The 10,362-nt window shown below is 69.4% G+C and carries 15 protein-coding genes, 1 tRNA gene and 1 pseudogene; 4 read left to right on the top strand and 13 right to left on the bottom strand.

Going from position 1 to position 10,362, the window contains the following annotated elements:
• Positions 1-401, top strand: a 401-nt coding sequence (locus VHK87_RS08865; RefSeq protein WP_329634538.1) for an amylo-alpha-1,6-glucosidase, incomplete at its 5' end; no start/stop codon positions are given.
• Positions 402-403: 2 nt separating this feature from the next.
• Here the strand turns inward: VHK87_RS08865 and VHK87_RS08860 are convergent.
• Positions 404-1,096, bottom strand: a complete 693-nt coding sequence (locus tag VHK87_RS08860) for an AAA family ATPase (RefSeq protein ID WP_329634537.1) — start codon at positions 1,094-1,096, stop codon at positions 404-406.
• Positions 1,097-1,192: 96 nt separating this feature from the next.
• A tRNA-Ser gene (locus tag VHK87_RS08855) sits at positions 1,193-1,279 on the bottom strand.
• A 205-nt stretch (positions 1,280-1,484) separates the two neighbouring features.
• Here VHK87_RS08855 and msrA point away from each other — a divergent pair.
• Together msrA and VHK87_RS08845 are read left to right on the top strand one after the other, a co-directional pair.
• Positions 1,485-2,138, top strand: coding sequence for a peptide-methionine (S)-S-oxide reductase MsrA (gene msrA, locus VHK87_RS08850; RefSeq protein WP_329634536.1), 654 nt, complete (start codon positions 1,485-1,487; stop codon positions 2,136-2,138).
• Positions 2,135-2,479 (top strand): MmcQ/YjbR family DNA-binding protein, encoded by a 345-nt coding sequence (locus VHK87_RS08845; protein ID WP_329634535.1) that lies wholly within the window; start codon positions 2,135-2,137, stop codon positions 2,477-2,479. Before msrA ends, VHK87_RS08845 begins: the two co-directional genes overlap by 4 nt.
• A gap of 39 nt (positions 2,480-2,518) precedes the next feature.
• Here the strand turns inward: VHK87_RS08845 and VHK87_RS08840 are convergent, their stop codons facing one another.
• The 8 genes from VHK87_RS08840 to lepA all read right to left on the bottom strand — a co-directional run bounded on the left by VHK87_RS08840 (position 2,519) and on the right by lepA (position 8,230).
• Positions 2,519-3,172, bottom strand: a complete 654-nt coding sequence (locus tag VHK87_RS08840) for a DUF599 domain-containing protein (protein WP_329634539.1) — start codon at positions 3,170-3,172, stop codon at positions 2,519-2,521.
• Between the two features lie 31 nt (positions 3,173-3,203).
• The gene (locus VHK87_RS08835; protein WP_329634534.1) at positions 3,204-4,538 is read right to left on the bottom strand and encodes an MFS transporter; all 1,335 of its coding nucleotides are present in this window, start codon (positions 4,536-4,538) and stop codon (positions 3,204-3,206) included.
• An 82-nt stretch (positions 4,539-4,620) separates the two neighbouring features.
• Positions 4,621-4,779: a DUF3309 family protein gene (locus tag VHK87_RS08830; RefSeq protein WP_329634533.1), complete on the bottom strand. Its 159-nt coding sequence runs from the start codon at positions 4,777-4,779 to the stop codon at positions 4,621-4,623.
• A 92-nt stretch (positions 4,780-4,871) separates the two neighbouring features.
• Positions 4,872-5,234, bottom strand: a complete 363-nt coding sequence (locus VHK87_RS08825) for a DUF983 domain-containing protein (RefSeq protein ID WP_329634532.1) — start codon at positions 5,232-5,234, stop codon at positions 4,872-4,874.
• A gap of 91 nt (positions 5,235-5,325) precedes the next feature.
• Positions 5,326-5,541, bottom strand: coding sequence for a hypothetical protein (locus VHK87_RS08820; RefSeq protein ID WP_329634531.1), 216 nt, complete (start codon positions 5,539-5,541; stop codon positions 5,326-5,328).
• A 107-nt stretch (positions 5,542-5,648) separates the two neighbouring features.
• Positions 5,649-5,780 (bottom strand): entericidin A/B family lipoprotein, encoded by a 132-nt coding sequence (locus VHK87_RS08815; protein ID WP_329634530.1) that lies wholly within the window; start codon positions 5,778-5,780, stop codon positions 5,649-5,651.
• A 53-nt stretch (positions 5,781-5,833) separates the two neighbouring features.
• A complete protein-coding gene (locus VHK87_RS08810; protein ID WP_329634529.1) occupies positions 5,834-6,307 on the bottom strand; it encodes a DUF5615 family PIN-like protein in 474 nt (157 codons plus the stop codon).
• Between the two features lie 117 nt (positions 6,308-6,424).
• Positions 6,425-8,230: a translation elongation factor 4 gene (gene lepA, locus VHK87_RS08805; RefSeq protein ID WP_329634528.1), complete on the bottom strand. Its 1,806-nt coding sequence runs from the start codon at positions 8,228-8,230 to the stop codon at positions 6,425-6,427.
• Positions 8,231-8,374: 144 nt separating this feature from the next.
• On the opposite strand from lepA, the gene VHK87_RS08800 reads away from it, so the two are divergent.
• A complete protein-coding gene (locus tag VHK87_RS08800) occupies positions 8,375-9,010 on the top strand; it encodes a DUF1134 domain-containing protein (RefSeq protein ID WP_329634527.1) in 636 nt (211 codons plus the stop codon).
• 51 nt (positions 9,011-9,061) lie between these two features.
• On the opposite strand, the gene VHK87_RS08795 is transcribed toward VHK87_RS08800, so the two are convergent.
• From VHK87_RS08795 to VHK87_RS08785, 3 genes and pseudogenes are all read right to left on the bottom strand, one after another.
• Positions 9,062-9,334, bottom strand: coding sequence for a hypothetical protein (locus tag VHK87_RS08795; protein ID WP_329634526.1), 273 nt, complete (start codon positions 9,332-9,334; stop codon positions 9,062-9,064).
• A gap of 39 nt (positions 9,335-9,373) precedes the next feature.
• Positions 9,374-9,820, bottom strand: coding sequence for a VOC family protein (locus VHK87_RS08790; RefSeq protein ID WP_329634525.1), 447 nt, complete (start codon positions 9,818-9,820; stop codon positions 9,374-9,376).
• Positions 9,821-9,920: 100 nt separating this feature from the next.
• Positions 9,921-10,362 (bottom strand): annotated as a pseudogene (locus VHK87_RS08785) (phenylalanine--tRNA ligase subunit beta); the annotation flags it as partial.

Genomic DNA, 10,362 nt, shown 5'->3' with positions numbered 1-10,362 from the left:
CAGCGTTCGAGGCGCTGCCGGAGCGGGAGACCCTGGCCTACCTCGACGCCGTGCCCGGCCGGCTCCAGCGGCCCTGGGGCCTGGCCTGCGTGAACCCGCCCTACCGCCGCCGCGCGGACCTGCGGGCCAAGAGCGCCTTTCCCGGCCGCTATCACAATGGCGGCGACTGGCCCTGGCTCGACGGCCTCTATGCGCGCGAGCGCCTGCGCCGCGGCCTCAGCGGCTGGCGCCATCCCCTGACCCGCTGGTGGGAGACCTGCCTGGCGCGTGGCTGGCCCGGCGCGGTAGAGCACTTCTCCCCTGCCTTCGGCCGCGGCTCGCTGATCCAGGCGTGGTCCTCGCTGCCCGCGGCCGTTGCGCTGGCGCACCGGGAGGCGGTGCTGGCCGCCGCCGCGGGCTGAGGTCAGGCGGGCCGACCGAGCCTGCCGAGCACCACCGGCTGGGCGCGATCGCCGTCGACGAAACTCATCAGGACCGCCTCGCCGACAGCCAGCCCGGCCGCCTGGGGCTGAAGCACCTCCGCCCAAAGGGCCTCGTCGCCGAGGATGTGGGGCAGCGAGACCTGCACCCGTCCTAGGCCCTGCGGATCGACGGCGTTCGTCACCGTGCCTCGCGTCAGCGGAACGCCGGCCGGCGCGCCGGGGAACGACACCTCCGCCGCGCCCGCCAGCTCCGGGCCCAGCGGGCGCGTGCTGGCGAACACCACCGGCCCGCGGTGGGTCTCCAGGGCGCGCAGCAGGGCGCCCACGGCGGCGTTCGCGTAGCGGTCATGGCTGTCGCGCACGTCGGTGCGCCGGCCGAACAAGGCGTCGGCCTCATCGAAGAACAGCACGGCGCCCTCGGTCTCCGCCGTCTCGAAAACGGTGGTCAGGTTCCGCTCTGTCTCGCCCAGGTATCTGCTGAGCACCTCTCCCAGGTCGACGCGGTGCAGCTCCATGCCCAGTTCGCGCGCCAGGTCGGCGGCCGCCTCGGCCTTGCCGCCCCCTGCGCCGGAGAAGACCAGCGGCCGGCCTCCGGCTCGAAGGTACGGCGCAAGCTCTCTTAGCCGCGCCGTCACCGCGGGCGGCGGTCGATCCTGAGAGTCGCTAGGGGGCATGGCCGCTCCGCGTGGGTGTCGGCCCATCCTGCGTCGCGCCGCCGGCAATACTCAAGGCCAGCCGTGGAGCGCCGGAGTCCCGGTCCTCGCCAACGGCGGTGAGAGAGGGATTCGAACCCTCGATAGGCTTTCACCTATACACGCGTTCCAGGCGTGCGCCTTCAACCACTCGGCCACCTCACCCACCGGCGCGGGAGCCTTAGGCCCCCGTTTCGGAAGGCGCGCAATATAGCGATGGGGCCTACCGCGGCAAGCGCCGCTCGCAAGCTGCGGCCAAGTAGCTGGGAAGGCACGGTGATTTGCCGCCGCGCCTGCGCCGGGCGATGCAATCGGGGCCTCGGCGCCCTATCTTGCAGGGCGACTTCCCCTCCAGCCGAAGAAGGCCCCGATGCTGTTCGCCAAGAGGACGCTCGAGCTTCCCACCCCGGAAGAGGCGCTGCCGGGCCGCCAGGCCGAGCTGCCGACCGCACAGACCCACTACGTCAACGGCCGGCCGCTGAAGGGGCCCTATCCGGAGGGGCTGGAGATGGCCCAGTTCGCCATGGGCTGTTTCTGGGGCGTGGAGCGCAAGTTCTGGCAGGTCCCGGGCGTCTGGGTGACGGCGGTCGGCTACGTGGCCGGCATCACGCCCAACCCGACCTACGAGGAGGTCTGCTCGGGCCGCACCGGCCACACCGAGGCGGTGCTGGTGGTCTACGACCCGAAGGTCGTCACCTACGAGAACCTCTTGAAGGTGTTCTGGGAGGGCCACGACCCGACCCAGGGCATGCGCCAGGGCAACGACATCGGCACCCAGTACCGCTCGGGCGTCTATGTCTACAACGACGCCCAGGCCAGCGCGGCCACCGCCAGCCTGGAGGCCTACCAGCAGGCGCTCTCGGCCAGGGGCTATGGCCGGGTGACGACCGAGATCGGCACGGCCGGGCCCTTCTACTTCGCCGAGGACTACCACCAGCAGTACCTAGCCAAGAACCCGAACGGCTATTGCGGCGTCGGCGGCACCGGCGTGACCTGCCCGATCGGCACGGGCGTCGGCGTATGACGCCTCAGGCGCTGAAGGCCGCCGCCCTGGCGCTCCCCGGCGCCGCGCTGTCGATCCAGTGGGGCGACGACCGGGTCTACAAGGTCGGCGGCAAGATGTTCGCCGCTACCGACGGGGCCGGGAGCAACCTGTCGCTGAAGGTCACCGACATCGCCTTCGAGGCCCTGACCGAGACCGGCCGCGCGCGGCCGGCGCCATACTTGGCCAAGTCCAAGGGGGTGCGGTTCGACGACGCCTCCGCGCTGGACGACGCCGAAGTCGCCGACTGGCTGAAGACCGCCCACGCGCTGGTCAGCGCCAAGCTGACCAAGGCGGTGAAGAAGGAGCTGGGGCTCGTTTGACCCCTTCCTTTCCCGTGAACGGGAAAGGAAGGAGGGCCGCTACTCCAGCAGCCTTCGCAGCTCCGCCACCGCCCGCGAGGCGGGCGACTTGCGCTGACGCCAGACGAGCAGCCCGACCGCGCCGACGGTGGCGACGATGAAGGCTTCGGGGCCGAAGACCCAGGCGGCGGCGGCGAGGGCGAAGTAGTAGCCGCGCACGCCGGTGTTGAAGCTGGTCAGGGCCGGGTTGAGCAGGCGGGCGGCGGCGTGGCCGTAGGCCTGCTCCCGCGCCTTATCCTCGGTGTCGGGCGCCGCCCCAATGGCGGCCAGGCAGTAGTTCATCTGGCGGATCGACCAGATGAAGTCGAGCAGTCCCCGGGCCAGCGAGATCATCACCAGCGCCAGCTGGATCTCCAGCATGGTCCGTGTCGTGGTTTCGATCAGGGTCAGGGACGAGACGGCGCGGAAGGTCGCCTCGCCGCCGAACAGGGCCCCCGCCGTGGCCGCGATCAGCAGCAGGTTGGACGAGGCGAAGAAGGAGGCCGAGTTCAGCGCGTTGCTGAGCAGCTGGCCGTCCATGAACCGGTTCTCGCGCCCGGCCATGTTGACCATCCAGGCGGTGCGCACCGTCTGCATGTCGGTGTTGATGGCGCCCTTGCCGCGCGACAGCGCCTTCAGCAGCGGCTCGTAGGCCAGCCAGCAGAGGGCGAACAGCGCCAGCGCCGCGATGTCGAGCGCGCCCAGGCTAGTCCTCCAGGATCAGGCTGTGGGTGCGGGTCTCGCGCAGCCGGAAGACGATCAGGAAGGCGATGGCCATGACGATCGAGACGTAGATGAAGAAGCCGCTCTCCATCCCCTGGCGCTTGAACCACAGGGCCAGCATCTCGGCGGTGCCGCCGAAGGTGGCCGTGGCCATGCCGTAGGGCAGGGCGACGCCGAGCGCCCGGACGTTGGTGGGGAAGAGCTCGGCCTTCACCACGGCGCTGATCGAATTGTAGCCCGACAGGATCACCACCAGGGCCGAAACCATCAGGAAGGCGGCCACCGCATCGCCGCTGTTCAGGATGCCAGTCATCAGCGGGTAGGTGACCAGCGCCCCGCCGCCGAACGCCAGCCCGAGCGTCGGCTTGCGGCCGATGTGGTCGGAGATCCAGCCGTAGATCGGCAGGCTGATCAGGTAGAGCACCAGGGACGCGGCGCTGATCGCCGTCGCCGTCGTCGGCGCAAAGCCTGCCGAGTTGGCCAGGAACTTCGGCATGTAGGTGGTGTAGGTGTAGAAGGCGACGGACCCGCCGGCGGTGAAGCCGAAGATCGCCAGGGTCTCCTTCGGGTATTTCATGAACAGCATCATGGTCCGGGCGCGCTCGACGCCGGCCGCCTTGGCGTTCTCGTAGGAGGTGCTCTCCTCCAGCCGGCTGCGGATCCAGAACACCACCACCGCCATCAGCGCCCCGATGAAGAAGGGGATGCGCCAGCCCCACGCTTCCAGCTGGGGCGTGGTCAGGGTGTTCTGCAGCAGCGCCAGGATGCCGAGCGCCAGCAGCTGGCCCATCACCATGGTCACGAACTGGAAGCTGGACCAGAAGCCGCGTCGCTCGCGTCCGGCCATCTCGGAGAGATAGGTTGCGCTGGCCCCGTACTCGCCGCCGACCGACAGCCCCTGCAGCAGCCGCGCGACGACCAGCATCACCGGGGCGGCCACGCCGATGGTCGCGTAGCCCGGCAGGATGGCGATGATGAAGGAGCCCAGGCACATCATGCCGACGGCGACCGTCAGGGCCGTCCGGCGGCCCGCCCGGTCGGCGTAGAGCCCCATCAGCCAGGCCCCGACCGGCCGGGCGAAGAAGCCCACGGCGAACACCGCCATGGTCTGCAGGAGCTGGGCGAGCTCGTCGCCCTTGGGGAAGAAGTGCTTGGCGAAATAGACCGCGAAGGCCGAGTAGACGAACCAGTCGTACCACTCGACGAGGTTGCCGGAGGACCCGCCCAGGATGGCCCTGAGCCGCTGCCCGCTGGTGATGCTCTTCGAAAATACGCCCGCCGGCGCCTGCGCTTCGGCGCCCGTTTCGGTCGCTGTCATGGATCCTCCCCGAGGCGTCGCGCCCCGAGGAGGATGCTAGACCGCCTCTACGCCCCGGCGGAAGGGGTCTGGTCGAGCCGGGCTATATGTTGCCCATCAGGACCAGGATCAGGACGATCACCAGCACCAGCCCGAGCGCGCCCGAGGGGGCGTAGCCCCAGCTGCGCGAATAGCCCCAGCTCGGCAGGGCGCCGATCAGGGCCAGGACCAGCACGATAAGCAGGATCATGCCAAGTGACATGGCGTGTCGCCTCCGTTCGATGACCGCTGTTCGCGGCCAGCCTGGCTTTGGAACGGGGCGTGACGGTGAAGGTTCCGGCGCCTAGGGCGCAGCTAGTCGGCGGCGTCCGCCGTGTGCAGCTTGGCGTCGCTGCGCCGCACGCCCACCGAATAGAGCACGCCGATGAAGCCGCCCTTGACGAATGGCAGGGCGACCAGGGTCGCGATGGCCAGGGGGATCAGGGTCGCGGGCACCACAATCCACGGCGAGCTCTCCCAGATGAACGGGAACAGCAGCAGCGGGGCGATGATCAGGTGACCGACCAGCAGGATGGTCAGATAGGCCGGGCCGTCGTCGGCCGGATAGGACGCCAGGTCATGTCCGCACGCCTCGCAGTTCGGCGTCACCTTCAGGTAGCGCCAGAACAGCTTGCCCTCGCCGCACTTGGGGCAGCGGCCACGGAGGCCCCGCAGCATCGCAGGGACGAGGGGGCGAGGAGTGTCGGACATGAGCGGCCATATGGGCCGGCGGGGCCCGGAAGGTAAGAGTGAAAAGCTGTCGCAGCGCCTACGGGTTAGTGCGGTGCTGCTCTTGGGGCGTCGGGGCGCCGGTGGCGTCGGTGTCGTTCTCGACGTCGCCCTCGTCCCCGCTTTCGCCCTGCAGGATGTGAGGGTCCTCGCCTGACATGGTCGTGCCCTTGGACGAGCCGATGCCGGGATTGTCTTCGAGGTCGTCGCGGGGCGCGGGCGCCTGGCCGGCCGGCGGGTGCTTGGAGGTGGACATAGGCGGCTCCGGATGTGGGTGGATTCCTTGATCGAACCGGTCCACGTCCCTCCGGTTCCCATACTCCCGCTCATTCCCGTGCGCGCGGGAATGAGCGGGAAGGAAGCTCAGTTCTTCGTGTCGCGCGCCGTGTCGGCGACGGCGCCGCCGGCGGCTTCCAGGTCGCGGCCGACGCCCTCGACGGTGTTGCAGGCCGCCAGGATCAGGGCGGCGACGGTGAGAAGGATCGCCTTCTTCATGGTGGGTTCTCCGGTGCGTGTCAGCGCGTTGATAAAGCCAAGCTTCGGCGGATTTAGTCTGCGCCGCCGCTTCGTTCAACGCCCGCCAGCCGCTCCAGCCGAGCGGCGATGCGCTTCGCGTGGCTGCCCGGCCAATAGAGCCGCCCGCAGGTGGGGCAGGCCCGGAACGGCCCAGCCATCGCCTGCGACTCCTTCGGCATCTGCGCGATCTGATCGGGCGTGGCCTCGTTGAGCGGAGTGTTGTCCATCACGCAGCGGGTGAAGGGGGCGAGCGACCAGGCGATGGGCAGCGCCTCGCTGAGCGTCCGCGCCTCGGCCTCGATGCCCGGAGCCGTGATCAGCACCGAGGCCGGCGCCGTCAGCCGCGCCAGGTCCCGGTCTCGGGTGACCAGGATCCGCCCCTCCGCCCGGGCCAGGTCCCGCAGCGTCCGGTCCGCGGCCCCGCCCTCGGCGAGCACGGTGTCGTACCCGGCCGCCCGCAGCAGCCGGGCGAGCCTCACCAGCATCTCGTCGCAAAGGAAGCGCATGGCTTCCTAACTCTCCACGTCATGGCCGGCTTCATGCCGGCCATTCATCCCGATGAGGCTGCGCGTCAGCTTCGGGTTGGGTCGCCGGGACAGGCCCGGCGATGACGAGAGATGGGGTTAGTCCGCGTCCATCTTCAGGGCGGCGATGAAGGCTTCCTGGGGGATCTCGACCTTGCCGAACTGGCGCATGCGCTTCTTGCCCTCCTTCTGCTTGTCGAGGAGCTTGCGCTTGCGGCTGGCGTCTCCGCCGTAGCACTTGGCGGTCACGTCCTTGCGCAGGGCGCGGACGGTTTCGCGGGCGATGATCCGGCCGCCGATGGCGGCCTGGATGGGGATCTGGAACATGTGCGGCGGGATGAGATCCTTCATCCGCTCGACCATGCCCCGGCCGCGGGTCTCGGCCCGGTCGCGGTGCACCAGCATCGAAAGGGCGTCCACGGGCTCGCCGTTGACCAGCATGGACATCTTCACCAGGTCGCCCTCGCGGTAGCCCTCGATCGCGTAGTCGAAGGAGGCATAGCCCTTCGAGATGGACTTCAGCCGGTCGTAGAAGTCGAACACCACCTCGTTCAGCGGCAGGTCGTAGACCACCAGCGCCCGCGCGCCGACGTAGGACAGCTCGCGCTGCACGCCGCGCCGGTCCTGGCACAGCTTGATGATCGAGCCGAGGTATTCGTCCGGCGTGAAGATGGTCGCCTTGATCCAGGGCTCGGAGATGCTCTCGATCCGCACCGGGTCAGGCAGGTCGGCCGGGTTGTGCAGCTCGATCTCGTCGCCGTTGGTCAGCTTGACCTTGTAGACGACGCTGGGCGCCGTCGCGATCAGGTCGAGGTCGAACTCGCGGGAAAGCCGCTCCTGAATGATCTCCAGGTGCAGCAGGCCCAGGAACCCGCAGCGGAAGCCGAAGCCGAGGGCGGCGCTGGTCTCCATCTCGTAGGTGAAGGAGGCGTCGTTCAGGCGGAGGCGCCCGATGGCGGCCCGCAGGTCCTCGAAGTCGGCGGCGTCGACCGGGAAGAGGCCGCAGAACACCACCGGCTGGACTTCGCGGAAGCCGGGTAGGGCGGCGGCGGCCTGGCGCTTTTCGTCGGTGATGGTGTCGCCGACGGCGGCGTGGGCCACTTCCTTGATCTGGGCGGTGATGTAGCCGATCTCGCCGGGGCCGAGCTCGCCGGTCTCGGTCTGCTTGGGGCGGAAGACGCCGATCCGGTCGATCTGGTAGGTCGCCCCCTGCTGCATCATCCGGATGCGCTGGCCGGCCTTCATCACCCCGTCGATGACGCGGACCAGCACCACCACGCCCAGGTACGGGTCGTACCAGGCGTCCACCAGCAGCGCCTTCAGCGCCGCGTCGCGATCGCCTTTGGGCGCGGGCAGGCGGGTGACCACCGCCTCAAGCACGTCGCGGATGCCGACGCCCGTCTTGGCGGAGCATTCGATCGCGTCAGAGGCGTCCAGGCCGATGACGTCCTCGATCTGCTGGCGCACCCGGTCGGGTTCGGCGGCCGGCAGGTCGATCTTGTTCAGCACCGGCACGATCTCGTGGCCGTTGTCGATCGCCTGGTAGACGTTGGCCAGCGTCTGGGCCTCGACCCCTTGCGAGGCGTCCACCACCAGGATCGAGCCTTCGCAGGCGGCCAGGCTGCGGGAGACCTCGTAGGCGAAGTCCACGTGGCCTGGGGTGTCCATCAGGTTGAGGACATAGTCCTCCCCATCGGCGGCCCGGTAGTGCAGGCGCACGGTCTGCGCCTTGATGGTGATCCCCCGCTCGCGCTCGATGTCCATGTTGTCGAGCACCTGCTCGGTCATCTCGCGCTGGGTCAGCGCGCCGGTCTCCTGAATCAGGCGGTCGGACAGGGTCGATTTGCCGTGGTCGATGTGGGCCACGATGGAGAAGTTGCGGATACGCGAGAGCGGCGTCGTCATGGGGCGGCGTCTATCACATTCCCGGGAGTCCGACAGAGCACGTGAAGCCGCGGCGTTATGCTTAATCGCGCATTAACGGGCCCCGCCGCAAACCTCTCCGCTCGAAGGCAAGGGACGGCCGCAGTCGTTTCAAGGAGAGGTCTTATGGACCGTCGCACCCTCATCACCTCCGGTCTGGCCGTGGTCGGCCTGTCGGCCTGCGCGACGCCGCAGCAGATGGGCGAGCGCCCCTCGCCGGACTTCTCGCACCAGGAGCCGCCGCCGGCCGCGCCGCCGCCCGAGCCGCAGCAGCGGGCGCGCACCTATACCCAGGACGAGATCGTCACCGGCGTCTCCGACTTCATGGGCGTCACCGCCGAGGCGGCCGGCGGGGCCATCGAGCGGATCTTCGGCCAGTACGGCCAGCCCACCGCCTACATCGCCGGCGAGGAGGCCTCCGGCGCGGTGACGGTCGGCGCGCGCTACGGACGCGGCCTGCTCTACATGAAGGACAAGGAGCCGGTGGAGGTCTTCTGGCAGGGCCCGACGGTCGGCTTCGACCTGGGCGGCAACGCCAGCCGGGTGTTCACCCTCGTCTACAATCTCCACTACCCGGACGCGATCTTCCAGCGCTTCCCGGGCGTCGAGGGCTCGGCCTATTTCGTCGGCGGCCTCGGCGTGAACTACCAGCGGGCCAGCGACATCACCCTGGCCCCCATCCGCGCGGGCGTCGGCTTCCGCCTGGGCGCCAACATCGGCTACCTCGCTTACACCCGCCAGCGGAACATCCTGCCGTTCTAAGGCCACTCCGACCCCGCTCATCCCGGCTAAGCCGGAATGGGCGGGTGGGAGTTATTCCTCCTCCTCCGCCTCCTCCTCGTCGCCCTCCGCCTTGTCGAGCACCTGGAAGCTCTCGTGGAACCGCTTGAGGGCGGCGACCGAGGCGTGCACCCGCTGGGTCGCGGCCTGGGCGTCGCCCTGGCCGCCGGCGATGACGGCGAGGTTGGTGCTGGCGATGGCGTCGGCGAGCGCCCGCAGGCACGCCTTCAGCGCGACCAGGTCCTCGGCCACGCCGCCGTCGTCCCCATCGTCGGGGCCGTCTTCGATGAAATCAGAGATGTCCACCACGGCGGGGCTCCTTTGCTCGGGCGGTGGGTATAACGCCTAGACCGGGTAGGCGCGAACCTGCTGCTCGGGCGTGTCGAACACGCCGCGGCCCGGCACGTGGTTGATCTCCAGCCGCACGCCGTCCGGATCCTCGAACAGGATGGAGTAGTAGCCGGGCGCGTATTGGTCATCCTGCGGCCCGTGGACGATCGTCGCGCCGATCTCCCTCAGGAAGGTGTAGGCCTCGTCGATGTGCTCGCGCTCGCGGGCGCGGAAGCAGACGTGGTGCAGTCCGACCCGGTTCTGCACGAACCGCTCGCCCGCGTGCTGCGGCGCCGGCCGCTGGACCGCGAAGCCCGTGCGGCCGCCGACGCAGTAGAAAACGTTGTCGTTGTCGAGCACCGGCGTCAGGCCGAGGAACGGCAGCAGCTTCTCGTAGAAGGCCTTCGCGACGGGGAAGTCCCCCGCCGTGACGAAGATGTGGGCGACGCCGTTGATCTCCATGGCGGGGCTCCTGGGGTGTGGGAACTCAGGAGGCCAGCTTCACCGCCACGGAAGTCAAGTTAGCTCAGACTCTCCCCCCGCTACGCGAAGGGAGAGGTCTTCAGCCCCGCAGCTTCGCGCCCACCGCCTTCTCCGCCGCGGCGACGATGCGCGCGGAAAGGGCCTCGATCTCCGCGTCCGTGAGGGTCTTCTCGTGGGGGGCGAGCACCACCTCCACGGCGAGGGACTTGGCGCCTTCGGCCACGCCCTTGCCCTGGTAGACGTCGAACACCCGCGCCTCGGAGATCAGCGCCTTGTCTGCGGCGGCGACTGCCCTGACCAGGTCGCCGGCTGGGGTCGCCGCATCCACCACGAAGGCGAAGTCGCGGCGGACCGGCATCAGCGGGCTGAGCGCCAGGGCGGGCTTGGTCTTGGTGGGCTTCTTCTTCGGCTCGGGGATGGCCTCGAGGTTCAGCTCGAAGCCGTAGAGGGGCCCCTCCACGTCCAGCGCCTTGAGGATGCGCGGGTGGATTTCGCCGAACTCGGCGACCACGTTCTTCGGC

It is taken from the genome of Phenylobacterium sp. (genome assembly GCF_036263695.1).
In the GTDB taxonomy this organism is placed as follows: Bacteria; Pseudomonadota; Alphaproteobacteria; order Caulobacterales; family Caulobacteraceae; genus Phenylobacterium.
Note: the sequence above shows the minus strand (reverse complement) of the source record. Positions and strands in the feature narration are given on the sequence as shown.